Here is a 15,426-nt window from a genome sequence, read left to right as displayed (position 1 = left end):
TGCTGCGGGGATATTTTTATGTCCGCAGGTTCTATCCGGCAGGGACAGGCATATACTCATAGCAGGCAATGAGCCTGAAAAAGGAGAGGACAGTGTGGATGAGTATTATCGGGCGATACGCCTGCTTCCCTCATGGCTGGCCGGGCCATTGGGCCAGCTGCCAGCACAGACGGCAGCGCAGATCCATGAACTTCGGTTCCGGACAGGCTGTGGTGTTTTTGTTACACTGTCGGGTCGGCAGCTCCCGCTGCAGGACCTGCCGGAGTGCCCGCTGCAGCTGAGGGAGTGTGTATTGGATCAGTTTCAGATCGAAGAGATCTTTCACACCCTGTGCGGCGGCGCGGTACATGCGCACCAGACGGAGCTTGCGCATGGATTTCTGACCACACCCTCCGGCTGCCGGGTGGGTGTGGCAGGACGCTATGTGGATCGCGACGGCCAGACGGTTCTGCAGCAGGTGCAGGGGTTGAACCTGCGCATTGCAAGGGCGGTTCCGGTACAGCTGCCGGACGAACTTCTGGTGCAACTGAAAAAGCATTTTATTGGGATGCTTTTGGTCGGCGAGCCGGACAGCGGCAAGACGACGCTGCTGCGTCAGATCGCACGAGAACTGGCCGGGATGCAGCGGCGAGCCTGCGTGGTGGACGAGCGCTGCGAGATCTTTCCGCCGGGTGATTCCGAGAAGATGCCGCCGCTGGATCTGCTATCCGGCATCCCTAAGGAACGGGCCGTGCAGATGGCACTGCGCACGCTTTCGCCGCAGGTCATTTTGCTGGACGAGCTGGGCACGCTTGCCGAAACTGCAGCGCTGGAACAGGGCTTTTACAGCGGGGTGGACTTTGTTGCAAGCGTCCATGCCGCAAGCGTGGAAGAAGCCGCCCGGCGGCCGCAGGTGCAGGCGCTGCAGCGGCATGGAATGCTGCGTGTATTTGTACTGCTGCACGGCTGCACAGCGCCGGGAAAAGTCCGGCAGGTCTGCACGGTATGATGCGGCTTTTTCATTGGGCAGCGGCTGCACTGCTCCTGCTGTGCGGGTGGCTGACCGGTTCTGCATTTCAGGCCAGAACGGAGCAGCATATCCTGCAGCTGCAGCGCACCGTGGAGCTGTTGCAGCGCATCCGGCAGGAGATTGCTTACCGCAGGCTGGATCTGGAACAGCTGCAGCGGTGTCTCGTGCAGGAAAAGCTGCTGGAAAGCGATGCAGCACCAAAACTGCAGGAAATTCCGGCACCGGAAAGATTTGATGATGCGGAACGCCTTTGCTTTGAGCAGTGCTTTGCCGGCTTTGGCCAAAGCGAAGCGGCACAGGAATGCGAACGACTGGATTATTACTCTGCCCGTTTTGAAGCATTCCTGCACCAGGCGCAGCAGAAAGCGGCATCCGGGCAGGGCTTACCGTGCAGGCTTGGCCTTGCAGCCGGCGCGGTGGCAGCACTGATTCTTTTGTAGTGGCAGGAGGACGAAAACTTGGAGATCGACCTTGTGTTCAAAATTGCAGCGATCGGTATTATCGTGGCCGTCCTGAACCAGCTGCTGATCCGTTCCGGCCGGGAGGATCAGGCCATGATGACGACCCTTGCGGGTCTTGTGGTAGTGCTTTCCATCCTTGTCAAGCAGATCAGCGCACTGTTCGTTATCATCAAGTCGCTGTTTGCACTATGAGTACATCTTTTTCCATTCTGGGGGCAGTGGTCGTCTTTGCAGCGGCGCAGCTTCTGCTGCGGAAGGATGCACCGGCCTATGCGTTTCTGCTGTCCGTTGGCGCAGCATTGTTTGTGCTGCTGCAGCTTGGAGCGGCGGTGCAGGAGCTGCTTCGGAATGTACTGGCTTTCAGCCGCCGGGTGGACGGGCCTGCATTTGCCTGCCTGCTGCGCTGTGCCGGAATTTTGCTGCTGACCGATTACGCGCGGACCCTGTGTGAAGAAGCTGGTGCGGATACTTTGGCATGGTGCGCCGGGTTTGCGGGCCGATGTTTGGTTCTGGCGGCAGCATTTCCTCTGCTGGAAGAGATCTGCCAGAAGATCTGGGGGCTTGCCGCATGATAAAAAAATTCCTGCAAAAAGCGGCAGCGTTTGTATTGTGCACCGTATGCTTTCTGGCTTTTGCACCTGATGCCGCTGCGGCACAGCTGCAGGGCCTACCCGGACAGGAGCTTTGGCAGCCTTATCTGGAAAAAGCTCCGCAAAGTGCAGAGTCCTTTGCCAAAGATCCGCTCAAATCTCTGCTCGCGCTCCTGCCGGGATCACCGGCAGAGATGATCCGGCAGATGGCACACTGCTATGCGGATGTTCTGCTGTTTTTACTGTTGCTGATCGTGCTTTCATTTCTGGTGGGAGGAGCAGCCGACAGCGCCTTGTTGGAGCTAGCTGCGGCTGTGGGCTGCGGCACTCTTTTGTGGGGAGATCTGATCAGCCTTGCACAGCTGATCTGTGAGCGGATGGAGGGGTGGAAAAACTACCTTCTGGGTTTTCTTCCGGTGTACAGCGGTGTGCTCGCTGCCGGTGGAGAGGTAAATGCCAGCACAGCGGCAAGCGGTCTGCTGCTGACCGGACTGTGCTTTCTGGCACAGGGTACGGTGCTTGTGGTCAGTCCGCTGCTGCAGAGCTACCTTGCGGTAAGCATGGCGTGCTGCATCAGCACCCAGCAGGGGCTTTCGGAAACGTGCCGTGCCATGGGCGCGTTGCTGCGCAGGGGGCTTGTCTGGGCTGGGCGGATTTTTGCAGTGCTGTTAGGGCTGCAAAGAGCGGTAACAGTTCAGCTGGACCGTTCTGCACTGCGGTTGGGCCAGCTGCTTACCGGCGGCGTGCCGGTGATCGGGCAGGCTCTGAGCGATACGGCAGAAGTATTTCTTGCCGGGATGCAGCTGCTCAAAAGCAGTCTGGGTTTTGCGGCGCTTGCCGTGATCGGGGCCGAATTTCTGCCATTGTATCTGCAGCTTCTGCTCCATTTGCTATTCCTTGCAGGATGCAGGCTTCTGTGCGGCCTTGCGGAGAACCGGCGCTGTCAGGCGCTGTTTGACTGCATGGCCGAAGCGGTAAAATGCATGGCAGCAGTAACGGCACTGTTTTTTGAACTGCTGACGGTAGGCGTGGGGCTTCTGATGATGACGGGAGGCGGATAGGAAATGCACGCATTTCAGACGGCGGCATCGGCGTTCTGCATTGCCTGTATCTGTGCGGAGATCACGACGCTGCTGGCGGGCGCAGGCTGGGCGGGCAGATGCATAAAAGCCGTTGCCGGGCTATATATTCTAGTGATCCTGTTCCGGCTGGCTCCGCAGATGAAGCTGGAACTGAAAAGTGCAGCGGCGGCTGCTCCGGCAGCGGTCAGCATCCAGAGTACGGAGACATCGCTCTTACAGGGAACGCAGGAACGGCTGGAAGCGGATCTTTGCGCAGAGTGTGAGCGGCGCTTTGGTACAAAGGTGAAACTGGAGATCACACTGACCCGGACAGAACAGACCGTTCGGGCAGAAAAGGTGCTTGTGATCCTCCCGGCGGCGTGCACATCCGCAGAGCAGAGCCGGATCGCGGCATATCTGCAGCAGGAGCTTGGCATGGCACCGATACTGGAAGTACAGGAGGGCACCGAATGAAACAAGCAGGGGGCATTTCGTTCGGAGATTCCGTGAAAGATTTTGCCCGGAAATGTAAAGGGAAACAGGGCAGAGCAAGGCTTGCTGCGGCAGTAGGCATTCTGGCAATGCTGTTGATCCTGCTGTCGGAACTTTTTCCGCAGAACACGGCAGCGGGCAGCACAAAAAACACAAAGTCTGCCCAGAGCAGCACGGAATATCAGGCACAGCTGGAGAACCGGCTGGAACATCTGATCTCACAGATGAGCGGTGCGGGCAAAACGACCGTGATGGTCACGCTGGAGACTGGGGAAGAAGCCATTTATGCGCTGGATACACAGTCCGGAGAAATGCAGTCCCAGCAGACCCATGTCCTGCTGGAAGATGGTTCAGCCCTGACCGAAACGGTATGTCTGCCGCAGGTGTGCGGTGTGGCCGTGCTGTGCGAGGGCGGCGGAGACATCCGCGTTGCTGCCCGGATCACCGAACTGGTAAGCGCACTGCTGGATCTGCCATCCAACCGCATTTGTGTGGAACAGCGCAAGGGCTGAGACCCTGCAGCTTTTATAAGGAGGAACGATTTATGAGAGCACTTTCCAGAAATACCCGCAGGGCCACAGCTGTTACATTGGCTGCCGCACTGGTGATCGCCGTATACTTGAACTGGCAGTACGCCCGCAGCGATGTGCCCACGGAGCTGCCGGACAATGCTGCAATGGTCGCGGCAGAGGCTGAGGATGTCCCGGTACAGGCGCAGACGGTTCTGGATGAGCTGCCCACAGAGGCCGAAGCGGTGTCCAGCGCCAACAAAAACTATGGTGAAGCGCAGCTTGTAAGCGTTGCCAGTGACAGCGGTGCAAAGTTTTTTGAGCAGGCTCGGCTTAAGCGACAGAAGGCCCACGATGAGGCGATGGATTCCATCAAGAAAACGATGAAATCCTCGTCGCTTTCCGCAGAGGAAAAGAAGGAATATACCGCCCAGATGACCGCAAATCTGGAAGATCTGAATGCGGAGAATGAGATCGAAACGCTGATCAAAGCCAAAGGTTTTGCAGACTGCCTGTGCTTTTTGCAGTCCGGCCGGGCAGACCTTACCGTGATGACCTCCGGTGAACCGCTCACAGCGGCACAGGTGGCACAGATCCGGGATGTGGTGCTGAACAAAAGCACTGTGACTGCCCAGAACATCACGGTGGTGGAGGTCAAATAAGAAGGTGCGGCAGAGTTTTCCGAAACAAGTATTGAAATCGCACCCGCTTTGATGGTATAATAACTCTATCAATAAAGAATGATGTTGTCCTGCGTATGGCATTGATCGTTTCAGGCAGGACCATTTCAAACAAGAAAAAGCAGGCTGTGCCCGCTTTTGAATGGAGGACAACACAATGGATTTTCAGAATACAGATCTTCGGGGCGGCAGCCTTCAGATCTCCACCGAAGTCATTGGCAAGATCGCACGCTGCGCAGCATTGGAAATTGACGGCGTTGCCGAGGTTTCCTGCGGCAGACAAAATAAAAAGCTCAAGGATCTGCTGGAAGCATCCAGCATCCAGTCTCCGGTCGTGGTGGAAATGCGGGATGGTACCGCAAACATCACTCTGAACCTGATGATGAGCTTTGGCGCACGCATTCCTGCTGTGGCCGAAAAGGTGCAGGAAAACGTGAAGAACGCTGTGCAGAACATGACCAATGTCACTGTGAGCCGCGTCAATCTGGTGATTGCCGGCCTTGCAGAAACCACTGCAGCAGAGAAGTAAAATAAAATTCAGAATTGGAAGCCGATCCTCTCTGTGCTCTGGCCGGAGAGGCTTCGTGCTGCGAGAGGAACATTATGGAAAATATTTTGCCCCGTAGAGAAGCACGCGAGAATGCATTTTTGCTGGCATTTTCGCAGACCTTTGGTGATATCCCGCTGGCAGAGGCCATTACCAGCCATGAAGAAAACGATGAAGAGCACCCTGTGGATGGTTTCAGCAAGCATCTGCTGAACGCATACTACGATCATTCTGCCGAGGTGGATGATGAGATCCGTGCACATCTGCGCAACTGGACCATGGAGCGCCTGCCTCGTGTCAGCCTGACCATCCTGCGTCTGGCAGTTGCCGAGATGCTGTTTGGCGGCGAGAATAAGCCCGGTGTTGCCATCAACGAGGCGGTGGAACTGACGAAAAAGTATGGTGCGGACGAAGATTACCAGTTCGTGAACGGTCTGCTTGGCGCAGTGGCCCGGGATCACGGTCTGGATGCGGAGCAAGCCGAACAGTGAGCCGTTATACGCTTGGCATTGATACAAGCAACTATGCAACCTCTCTGGCAGTGTTTGATACAGCTGGAGAGGTTGTTTGCGCAAAGAAGCGCTTTTTGCCGGTAAAAGCGGGCCAGCTGGGCCTGCGGCAAAGCGATGCACTGTTTCATCATACGGTCGCGCTGCCGGAGATGATGCAGGAACTGGCGCAGGAATTTGATCTGACGCAGATCGATGCTGTGGGCGTATCGCAAAAGCCCCGCCCGGTAGAAGGCAGCTATATGCCTTGCTTTCTTGCAGGTGTCAATGCTGCAACGGCCTTTGCACATGCAAAAGGGATCCCACTTGTGCTGACGACCCATCAGCAGGGTCACGCTGCCGCAGCGCTGTTTGCAGCTAAGGGGGAACAGCTGTTTGCTGAAAAAGTTCTGCTGTTCCATATTTCCGGCGGCACCACGGACCTGCTGCTCTGCGATCAGGTGCGCCGGATCACAACGCTTGGCACCAGCACAGACCTTTATGCCGGACAGGCTGTGGACCGTGTGGGGGTCAGGCTTGGCTTTGGCTTCCCGGCGGGTGCCGAGGTTTCCCGTCTGGCTGCACAGTGCACTGAGGAGATCAAGCCAAAATCCAGCGTGAAGGGGATGCAATGCAGCCTTTCCGGGCTGGAAAACCAGTGCAATGCCCTGCTTGCCGCAGGCAAAACGCCGGAATATGTGTGCAAGTACTGCCTGCTCTGTGTGGCGGATACAGTGGTAAAAATGACCAAAGCTGCACAGAAGGAATACCCCGGCCTGCCGGTGGTATGTGCTGGCGGAGTGATGAGCAGCGATATCATCCGTGCATGGGTGCAGAAACGTCTGCCGCAGGTCTACTTTGTGCCGGGACAGTATTCTAGCGATAATGCCATCGGTGTTTCGATCCTGGCAGCGCGGGAGGCCGGATTATGGCTGAAGTGATTACCGTTTCAGCACTCAACCGTTATGTAAAAACGCTGCTGGATGCCAACGATGCTTTGTTTGACCTTGCCCTGCGCGGCGAGATCGCAAATTTTGTACAGAATGCGCGCAGCGGGCACTGCTATTTTTCTCTGCGGGATGATGTCTGCAGCGTCAAAGCGGTAATGTTCCGCACTGATGCACGCCGCCTTGCTTTCCGCCCGGAAGAGGGAATGCGTGTAGTCGTGCGCTGCCGCGCTACCCTTTATGAGCGCGATGGCGCATTTCAGCTGTACGTGAACGATATGTTCCCGGATGGCATTGGCACCGCACAGCTTGCATTGGAGCAGCTCAAAGCAAAGCTGGAGCAGGAGGGCCTGTTTGCCCTGGAACATAAAAAGCCGCTGCCGGCATTCCCTAAATGCATTGGTGTTGTCACCAGCAAGACGGGAGCCGCATTGCAGGATATCCGCAATGTGCTCACACGGCGCTGGCCATCGGTACGGCTGCTGCTGTGTCCGGTGACAGTGCAGGGGTTTGAAGCCGCGCAGCAGGTGGCCGATGCCATCAAAAAGCTGGATCAGCGCAAAGAGGTGGACGAGATCATCGTTGCACGCGGAGGCGGCAGCCGGGAAGACCTGTGGGTCTTTAACGCAGAGATGATCGCCCGGGCTGCATACCGCTGCAAAAAACCACTGATCAGCGCAATCGGCCACGAGATCGACTATACCATTCTGGATTTTGTGGCAGACTGCCGTGCCCCAACACCTTCGGCTGCAGCAGAGCTGGCTGTACCGGATCGGGCAGAGCAGGAACGGATATTGCTGGATTTGCAGCAAAATATTCGCAAAAATATGCAAAAACGTTTTGATTTATGCTATAATGGTCTGGAACAATACAACTTTGTGTTGGAGCAGGGCCTTGCACGCCGAAACTGGCAAAAAAGTCAGGGTCAGCTGCAGCAGGTGCAGGATGCCATCCGTCAGCAGATGCAGAAACGCCTGCATTCTGCAGAATTGCAGCTGGGTCATGCGGCAGCACTTACTGGTTCGCTGGATCCATACAAGGTGCTGGCGCGCGGCTACACGATGGTCACAGCAGCCAACGGTACTATTTTAAATGCAGATGATCTGCAGCCGGAAAAAACAATCTATGTTCGCAGCGCTTCCCGCCGTGCAAAGTGCAGGGTGGAAGCGGTGGAGGAGATCAATGAGAACACCCAAAAGTTTTGAGGAAGGCATGGAACGGCTGAATACGCTCCTTGCACAGATGCAGAGCGAGGATACGACCCTTGCAGATTCGGTCAAACTGTATGCAGAGGCCGCTTCTCTGATGGAGTACTGCCATGCTGCACTGGAAAAAACATCGCTGCAGATTGACGAGATCGACGCAAAGCTTGCGGGCACAGTGCAGGAGGAAAGCTAATGGACTATCAGGAGCAGTATCAGAATTATCTGGCGCAGGCAATGGCCGCGCTGGAAAAGGCCTGCGGCCGTTTTCTGCCGGAAGAATCCGAGGTGTGCCGTGCGGCACGCTACAGCCTGATGGGCGGCGGCAAACGGATCCGTGCAGTTCTTGTTCTCAGCGTCTGCGATATGCTGGGCGGCAGTATGCAGGCGGCACAGCAGTTTGCAGCTGCTGTAGAAATGCTGCACTGCTATTCGCTCATTCACGATGACCTGCCCTGCATGGACAATGATGATCTGCGCCGCGGCCGTCCTTCCTGCCACAAGGCGTTTAGCGAAGCAACTGCCATGCTGGCCGGTGATGTGCTGCTGACAGAAGCATTTGAGACAGTCGCCAATGCCCCGGCAGATGCGTCTGTCTGTGTACAGGCAGCGCGGGCACTGGGTGCAGGCGCTGGCAGCCGCGGCATGGTCTATGGGCAGGAACTGGATCTGAAATACGAAGCGTTGGCCGCAACAGAAGACCAGCTTCGGCTGATCCACCGCAATAAAACGGGTGCGCTGATCAATGCAGCCATTCAGATGGGTGCGGCTGCGGCCAAAGCGGATGAAGCACAGTGCAGAGCGCTGGAACAGTATGCTTATGGTCTGGGCCTTGTTTTTCAGATCGTGGACGATGTGCTGGATGTTACCAGCACACCGGAACAGCTGGGAAAGCCCATTGGCAGCGACAGCGAAAATGGAAAGACTACCTTTGTGACCCTTTATGGTGCGGAAGGTGCCATGAAGCTTGCACATGACCTGAATCAGGAGACCTGCACGGAACTGCACCGGAATTTTGGCGAAAAAGCTGCGTTTCTGGAACAGCTTGCGCAGCAGCTTCTTGTGCGTAAAAACTAAAAATAATCCATACAGAATAAAGGAAAAAGATTATGCAGCTTATTCAAAACATCCTGTCTTTCAATCAGATCCTTACGGTTTCACTGCTCGGCTGGCTTGTGGCGCAGGTGCTTAAAACCATCATCAATTTTATCCTGCTGGGCAAGTTCCAGTTGGAACGCATGTGGGGTGATGGCGGTATGCCCAGTGCCCACAGCGCAACGGTCTGTGCCATGGTCATTGCAACCGGACGCTGTGTGGGTGTTGACTCTGCCATTTTTGCAGTGGCAAGCGTGGTGGCAATCATTACCATGCACGATGCCATGGGCGTGCGGCATGAGACTGGCGAGCAGGCCAAGGTCCTGAACCAGATGATCGATCAGTGGATCGAAGTGAGCGAGAAGAATGCTCCTTTCCTGCAGAACATGCATCTGAAGGAGATGGTCGGCCATACGCCGCTGCAGGTCGTGGCAGGCGTACTGGTTGGCGCAGCCGTCGGCTTCCTGTATCCGCTGGCTTGAGACATTCTTTTTTCACGCAGGAACGCACTGCAGCAACAGAAAATCTTCATTTGAAGGACGTGTGATTTATGGGAGCATTGCTGCTGGACAGCATCAATCAGCCCAGAGATTTAAAGCAACTGAATGAACAGCAGGTGAAACAGCTGTGCACGGAGATCCGCCAGTTTCTGCTGGAGAATATTTCCAAGACGGGCGGCCACCTTGCCTCAAACCTTGGCGTGGTAGAGCTTACCGTTGCGCTGCACCGTGTTCTGGATACACCACAGGACAAAATCGTGTTTGATGTCGGTCACCAGTGCTACACACACAAGATCCTTACGGGTCGGCGCGGACAGTTTGATAAACTGCGCCAGCTCGACGGAATCTCCGGTTTCCCGAACCCGAACGAGAGTGAACACGATGCATTCATTGCCGGGCACGGAAACACGGCGCTTTCGCTTGCGATCGGCATGGCGTGGGCCAAAAAGCTGCATCATGAAGCAGGGCTTGTGGTCGCGGTGATCGGCGATGGTGCCTTTACCGGCGGCATGGTCTACGAGGGCATGAACAACATTGAACAGCTGGACAACCTTCTTGTGATCCTGAACGACAACAAGATGTCCATTTCTAAAAATGTCGGTGCACTTGCCCGCTATCTGACTCATTTGCGCACGACCACGGCCTATTTTGATGCCAAGGATAATGTGCGCAGCTTTTTGGATGGAGTACCGCTGGTGGGCGCTCCACTGAAAAAAAACATCACCGAGTGTAAGACGCTTTTGCGTCGGGCAATGTACCACTCTACCATGTTCGAGGATATGGGCTTCCAGTACATCGGGCCGGTGGATGGCCACAACGTGGAAGAGCTGGAACGCACACTGCGCACCATCCGCAACCGGCAAGGACCACATTTTCTGCACGTGATCACAAAAAAGGGCAAGGGCTATCAGCCGGCCGAGGTAAACCCCGGCAACTATCACGGCGTGTCGGCATTTGATCCGGATGGAATGCCCGACCCGGAGGTGGCACCAAAGGAATCGTTCTCGACGGTATTTGGCAATGCTCTTGTGACGGAAGGCGACCGGAACCCGAATATCTGCGCCATCACTGCAGCAATGAAGTATGGCACCGGCCTGCAGTTTTTTGCGCACAGCCACCCGGAGCGTTTTTTTGATGTCGGTATGGCAGAGCAGCACGCTGTGACCTTTGCTGCCGGGCTTGCAAGTCAGGGCATGCTGCCGGTGGTATGCATTTATTCCACCTTCCTGCAGCGTTCCTATGATCAGATCATCCACGACGTAAATCTGCTGCGGGAGAATGTAGTTTTTGCCATCGACCGCGCCGGTTTTGTCCCAGCGGATGGCGAAACGCATCAGGGCATTTACGATCCCGCTTTCCTGAGCCAGCTTGGAATGCCGCTGTATGCGCCTTCCAATTATCAGGAACTGAATTACTGGCTGCAGCAGCTGTTGAGTGACCGCTTCCATGGTCCACGGGCAATTCGTTATCCCCGCGGTGGGCAGGATACAGCTCTGGCGGAATTTGGCTGCACCGGCGAAGATTATGATTTCCTGCGCAAAGCGGATGATGCAACAATCGTTCTGGTGAGTTACGCCGACGAACTGGCCGACCTTTTGCAGGCAGAACGTGAATTACAGCAGAAAAGTATTGCGTGTGATGTGATAAAGGCTGTAAAGCTGTATCCCTTTACAGATAAAATAATCGCTGATCTGTCGAAATATAAAATAATCCTGTTTGCGGAAGAATGCATTGCAAACGGAAGCATTGGTGAACATCTGGAATATGCTTTGCAGCAAAACGGATGGAATGGGCGCTTTATCCATTGTGCAGTGCGGAACGCGTGTCTTCCGCATGCCAGTGTGGCACAGATCAAACAGGCAACCGGTCTGGATGCAGCGCATCTTGTACAGGCCGTGCAGATGGCCGTGACGAAAGGAGAAAATTTACTGTGAAGATTCGATTGGACCAATATCTTGTTCAGCATGGTCTGACACAGAGCCGTGAGCGCGCAAAGGCGCTGATCATGTCCGGCATCGTTTTTGTCAATGAGCAAAAGGTTGACAAGGCCGGAGAGATGATCAAGGAAGATGCCAAGGTGGAAGTGCGCGGACACGACATTGGCTATGTCAGCCGCGGCGGCCTGAAGCTGGAAAAAGCTATGAAGTGTTTCCCGCTTACACCCAATGGCAAGGTCTGCATGGACATTGGAGCATCTACCGGCGGCTTTACGGATTGTATGCTGCAGAATGGTGCCGTCAAGGTCTATGCGGTGGATGTCGGCTATGGACAGCTTGCATGGAGTCTGCGCACAGACGAGCGCGTAGTGAACATGGAGCGCACGAACATCCGCAATGTCAAACCGGAGAATCTTGCCGAGCAGATCGAGTTTTTCAGTGTGGATGTCTCGTTTATCTCGCTGCACCATATTTTCCCGGTGGCACAGGCAATCACAACGCCGGATGCCATGGGCGTTTGTCTGGTCAAGCCGCAGTTTGAAGCTGGACGCGAAAAGGTTGGCAAGAACGGTGTGGTGCGCGACCCTGCTACCCACCGTGAAGTGCTGCACAATGCCATGGGCTATGCTGCTGCAAACGGTTTTGCTGTACGCGGATTGGATTTCAGCCCGGTAAAGGGACCTGAGGGCAACATTGAATACCTGATGTTCGTGCAGAAGAGCGGTGAACCTTCCGTGCTGGACGACAGCGTTGCAGAGCAGGTGGTGGCGGCAAGCCACAGCACGCTGGACCGCTGAGCTGCCATCAGACCAGAAAAAGGAGCTTCCCGCATGACGATCTATATTTCGCCGAATCCCGGCAAGACCTCTGCCAACGAGATCGCACTGCGCGCGGCGCAGATTCTAATGAACCATGGTGCAGCTGTTCTGATGTGTGAACAGCCACGCACAAGCTGCAGCACGGCCGGAGTGGTTTATCTGCCGTTGGAGGAATGCCTTGAGCAGGCAGATGTGATCCTGACCATTGGCGGCGACGGCACCATTCTGCATGAGGCAAATCTTTCGCTTCGGTACGCAAAGCCGATCTTGGGCATCAATCTGGGACGCTGTGGTTTTCTGGCTACCTGCGAAGTCAGCGAGATGGAAGCCAAGCTCTCCGCTGTTGCACGGGGAGAGTTCAGCGTAGACAACCGGATGCTGCTGTATGTCCGCGTTCTTGGCCACGATGGCTGGGAGGGCCACGCCCTGAATGACGTGGTGGTCACAAAGGGCCGCCTGCAGCAGGCAATCGATTTCAGCATTTACTGCGATGATATTTTAGTAGAGCACTACCGTGGGGACGGTGTGATCGTTGCAACGCCCACCGGCTCCACAGCGTATTCGCTGGCGGCGGGCGGGCCGATCCTGGATTCCCAGACGAAGGGCGTTGTTGTAACGCCTATCTGTCCGCACAGTCTGGCCAGCCCGGCCATGGTGTTTGCGCAGGAGCGCAAGCTGAATATCTGTGTGGGACAGGTGGCCGATGATGAAGTGTTTATCAGCTGCGATGGCAGAGCTGGCTGTCCGCTCAAGGCCGGCGCAACGGCTGAAGTAAGGCTCTCCGATCAGGTGGTAAAGCTGATCACCTTCGGAAAAGCAGATCAGTTCCAGGCCATTGACCAGAAGCTTCGCAGCAGACGATAAAGGGGAGGCGAGTTTACGATGGCGCGCAGCCGTAAGGAAGATGTAAAAAGCAAGGGAGAACGTCAGCAGGTGATTCTCCGGCTTGTGCAGGAACACCCGATCAGCCGGCAGGAAGTTCTGCTGGATCACCTTTCCAAAGAGGGATTCGAGGTAACACAAGCCACCGTTTCCCGCGATATCCGGGAGCTGTGTTTGGTAAAAGCTGCCACGGCAGAGGGGTATCGCTATGTCTCCAGCCGGAACGAAAGCTTCAACCCCAAAACGCAGGGAAGGTTTGAAACGATCTTTCATGAATCCGTGCTGGGGGTGGATTACGCCGGACATGTTGTGCTGGTAAAGTGCTATTCTGGCATGGCCAACGCCGCATGCGAGGTTTTTGACGCATTGCAGTGGAAAAATGTGGTCGGCACGCTTTCGGGCGACGACACGTTCCTGATCGTTGCACGGTCGGAGCGTGATGCAAAAACGATCTGCTCGGAACTGACGAGACACATTGGATAAAAATAACGCGGGAGAAAAGATATGCTGAGCAGCCTGCAAATTGAAAATGTTGCTGTGATCCAGAAGGCTGAAGTACATTTCAAGCCGGGCCTGAATGTTCTTACCGGTGAGACTGGTGCCGGCAAGTCGATCCTGATCGATTCCATCAATGCGATCCTGGGAAACCGCACTTCAAAGGATCTTGTGCGCACAGGGGCCTCCAAGGCGGTGATCCGTGCAGCCTTTGAGGAGGTGCCCGGTACGGTACTGGACAGCCTTGAGAAGGCGGGCTACGAGCGCTCGGATGCACTGATGCTCAGCCGCGAGATCACAGCCGAGGGCAAAAGCACCTGCCGCATCAACGGAATGCCTGCAACGGCTGCGGTTCTGCGGGAGCTGTGCGGAGGACTTATCAATATCAACGGTCAGCACGACTCTGTGGGCCTTCTGAACCCGGCAAGACATCTGGGCATTCTGGATGATTATGCGCAGAACAGCGCGGAGTTTCAGGACTATTATGTCCTGTACCGGGAGCTTGTGCGCATCAAGCGGGAGCTGGATGCCATGATCACCGACGAAGCTGAAAAGCAGCGCAGAATCGATCTGTTGAGCTATCAGGTGCAGGAGATCGAGGATGCCGGGCTGACCGCCGGAGAGGAACAGACGCTGGAAAGCCGCCGCAAGATCCTTGCCAATGCATCTGCCATCCGGGATAAGATCGCACAGAGCTATGCATTGCTTTCGGGCGATGACGAGGCCTCCGGCGCAGTCGATCTGCTGGGCGAGGCATCCAATGCAGTGGATGCTGCCGCGCAGCTGGATGATGCACTTGCCGGTGCATCCAGTCAGCTGCTGGATCTGTATTACAATGCAAAGGATGTTGCCGCAGATCTGATCGGTCGGCTGGATTCCTATGATACCAACGATGCGGAGCTGGACGAGATTGAACAGCGTCTGGATCTGATCTACAAGCTCAAGCGCAAATATGGTGATACGGTAGAAGACGTGATCGCTTTTGGACAGAATGCAAGGGAAGAACTGGAGCGCATCCAGTCCTCGCAGGAGCGGCATGACCACCTGCAGGCAGAAAAGCTCCGCCTTTATGCGCTGGCCCGCGAAAAGGCAGAAGCACTGACCCAGACGCGCCTGCGCGCTTTTGAAGAGCTGAACAAGCGTATTTCCGGCACGCTGGATTTTCTGAACATGCCGGGCGTGCGCATGACACTGCGCCATACCCGCGGCCCGCTGGCAAGCCATGGGCAGGACAGCATCGAGTTCTACATTTCCACAAACCCCGGTGAGGCGCCCAAACCCCTTGCAAAAATTGCTTCCGGCGGCGAGCTGAGCCGCATCACGCTGGCCATCAAAAATGCAATGGCCGATAGGGATGCCGTGCCTACCGTGATCTATGATGAGATCGACAGCGGTGTTTCTGGCAAAGCCGCCGGGCGTATTGGTGAGGTACTGCGCCAGAGCGCACAGGGCCACCAGATCTTGTGCATCACCCATACAGCCCAGATCGCTGCACTGGCGGACTGCCATCTGCTGATTCAGAAAAATGTAGCCAATGACCGCACCTATACCGAGATCCATCCGTTGGATGAGGAGGGCAGGGTGGAAGCACTGGCCCGGCTGATCTCCGGCGACCACGTTACCGAGCTTTCGCGTGCCAATGCCCGCGAAATGCTGGGTCTTGGCGCAAAATAAGCCAAAATAAGCCGCTGCAGATAAGGGGTTGACAAGCCC

At 55.7% G+C, this 15,426-nt stretch carries 20 protein-coding genes; all 20 read left to right on the top strand.

From position 1 onward, the window contains the following. The first annotated feature begins 94 nt into the window (after nt 1-94). The 20 genes from GKG36_RS06755 (at nt 95) to recN (ending at nt 15,387) form a co-directional block, all read left to right on the top strand. A complete protein-coding gene (locus GKG36_RS06755) occupies nt 95-988 on the top strand; it encodes an ATPase, T2SS/T4P/T4SS family (protein WP_173012909.1) in 894 nt (297 codons plus the stop codon). After that, nucleotides 985-1,449 carry a hypothetical protein gene (locus GKG36_RS06750; RefSeq protein ID WP_154259857.1) on the top strand — a complete coding sequence of 155 codons (465 nt, stop codon included), beginning with the start codon at nt 985-987 and terminating at the stop codon, nt 1,447-1,449. The genes GKG36_RS06755 and GKG36_RS06750 overlap by 4 nt, the downstream gene beginning before the upstream one ends. A gap of 18 nt (nt 1,450-1,467) precedes the next feature. Next, complete coding sequence (gene spoIIIAC, locus GKG36_RS06745; protein WP_154259856.1) at nt 1,468-1,662, top strand: stage III sporulation protein AC; 195 nt, start codon at nt 1,468-1,470, stop codon at nt 1,660-1,662. Beyond that, nucleotides 1,659-2,042 (top strand): stage III sporulation protein AD, encoded by a 384-nt coding sequence (locus tag GKG36_RS06740; protein ID WP_120119865.1) that lies wholly within the window; start codon nt 1,659-1,661, stop codon nt 2,040-2,042. Before spoIIIAC ends, GKG36_RS06740 begins: the two co-directional genes overlap by 4 nt. Then, complete coding sequence (locus GKG36_RS06735) at nt 2,039-3,121, top strand: stage III sporulation protein AE (protein ID WP_154259854.1); 1,083 nt, start codon at nt 2,039-2,041, stop codon at nt 3,119-3,121. The genes GKG36_RS06740 and GKG36_RS06735 overlap by 4 nt, the downstream gene beginning before the upstream one ends. Before the next feature lie 3 nt (nt 3,122-3,124). Continuing rightward, complete coding sequence (locus GKG36_RS06730; protein ID WP_154259852.1) at nt 3,125-3,595, top strand: hypothetical protein; 471 nt, start codon at nt 3,125-3,127, stop codon at nt 3,593-3,595. Further along, the gene (locus GKG36_RS06725) at nt 3,592-4,125 is read left to right on the top strand and encodes a stage III sporulation protein AG (RefSeq protein WP_154259850.1); all 534 of its coding nucleotides are present in this window, start codon (nt 3,592-3,594) and stop codon (nt 4,123-4,125) included. Before GKG36_RS06730 ends, GKG36_RS06725 begins: the two co-directional genes overlap by 4 nt. Before the next feature lie 32 nt (nt 4,126-4,157). Continuing rightward, the gene (locus GKG36_RS06720; protein ID WP_005942037.1) at nt 4,158-4,784 is read left to right on the top strand and encodes a SpoIIIAH-like family protein; all 627 of its coding nucleotides are present in this window, start codon (nt 4,158-4,160) and stop codon (nt 4,782-4,784) included. A 175-nt stretch (nt 4,785-4,959) separates the two neighbouring features. After that, on the top strand, nt 4,960-5,331 hold the full coding sequence (locus tag GKG36_RS06715; RefSeq protein WP_242702820.1) for an Asp23/Gls24 family envelope stress response protein: 372 nt from the start codon (nt 4,960-4,962) through the stop codon (nt 5,329-5,331). A gap of 74 nt (nt 5,332-5,405) precedes the next feature. Further along, nucleotides 5,406-5,840, top strand: a complete 435-nt coding sequence (gene nusB, locus GKG36_RS06710) for a transcription antitermination factor NusB (protein WP_005942043.1) — start codon at nt 5,406-5,408, stop codon at nt 5,838-5,840. After that, on the top strand, nt 5,837-6,778 hold the full coding sequence (locus GKG36_RS06705; protein WP_097781770.1) for a glycoprotease: 942 nt from the start codon (nt 5,837-5,839) through the stop codon (nt 6,776-6,778). Before nusB ends, GKG36_RS06705 begins: the two co-directional genes overlap by 4 nt. After that, entirely contained in the window at nt 6,766-7,989 is a 1,224-nt protein-coding gene (gene xseA, locus GKG36_RS06700; RefSeq protein ID WP_154259848.1) for an exodeoxyribonuclease VII large subunit, read from the top strand. Before GKG36_RS06705 ends, xseA begins: the two co-directional genes overlap by 13 nt. Beyond that, nucleotides 7,967-8,182, top strand: coding sequence for an exodeoxyribonuclease VII small subunit (xseB, locus tag GKG36_RS06695; protein WP_223387585.1), 216 nt, complete (start codon nt 7,967-7,969; stop codon nt 8,180-8,182). The genes xseA and xseB overlap by 23 nt, the downstream gene beginning before the upstream one ends. Continuing rightward, on the top strand, nt 8,182-9,063 hold the full coding sequence (locus GKG36_RS06690; protein ID WP_120079276.1) for a polyprenyl synthetase family protein: 882 nt from the start codon (nt 8,182-8,184) through the stop codon (nt 9,061-9,063). The genes xseB and GKG36_RS06690 overlap by 1 nt, the downstream gene beginning before the upstream one ends. Nucleotides 9,064-9,095: 32 nt before the next feature. After that, on the top strand, nt 9,096-9,563 hold the full coding sequence (locus GKG36_RS06685) for a divergent PAP2 family protein (RefSeq protein ID WP_005942054.1): 468 nt from the start codon (nt 9,096-9,098) through the stop codon (nt 9,561-9,563). 68 nt (nt 9,564-9,631) lie between these two features. Beyond that, nucleotides 9,632-11,515 (top strand): 1-deoxy-D-xylulose-5-phosphate synthase, encoded by a 1,884-nt coding sequence (dxs, locus tag GKG36_RS06680; protein WP_154259846.1) that lies wholly within the window; start codon nt 9,632-9,634, stop codon nt 11,513-11,515. Then, nucleotides 11,512-12,315: a TlyA family RNA methyltransferase gene (locus tag GKG36_RS06675; RefSeq protein ID WP_173012908.1), complete on the top strand. Its 804-nt coding sequence runs from the start codon at nt 11,512-11,514 to the stop codon at nt 12,313-12,315. The genes dxs and GKG36_RS06675 overlap by 4 nt, the downstream gene beginning before the upstream one ends. 33 nt (nt 12,316-12,348) lie before the next feature. After that, nucleotides 12,349-13,200 (top strand): NAD(+)/NADH kinase, encoded by an 852-nt coding sequence (locus GKG36_RS06670; protein WP_005942060.1) that lies wholly within the window; start codon nt 12,349-12,351, stop codon nt 13,198-13,200. Nucleotides 13,201-13,218: 18 nt separating this feature from the next. Then, nucleotides 13,219-13,701: an arginine repressor ArgR gene (locus GKG36_RS06665; protein ID WP_005942062.1), complete on the top strand. Its 483-nt coding sequence runs from the start codon at nt 13,219-13,221 to the stop codon at nt 13,699-13,701. A gap of 21 nt (nt 13,702-13,722) precedes the next feature. Further along, a complete protein-coding gene (recN, locus tag GKG36_RS06660; RefSeq protein WP_154259844.1) occupies nt 13,723-15,387 on the top strand; it encodes a DNA repair protein RecN in 1,665 nt (554 codons plus the stop codon). Nucleotides 15,388-15,426 lie beyond the last annotated feature (39 nt).

Source organism: Faecalibacterium sp. BIOML-A1, from assembly GCF_009679715.1.
Lineage (GTDB): Bacteria > Bacillota > Clostridia > Oscillospirales > Ruminococcaceae > Faecalibacterium > Faecalibacterium taiwanense.
The sequence above is the reverse complement of the archived record's forward strand: the minus strand, read 5'-3'. Positions and strand labels throughout refer to the sequence as shown.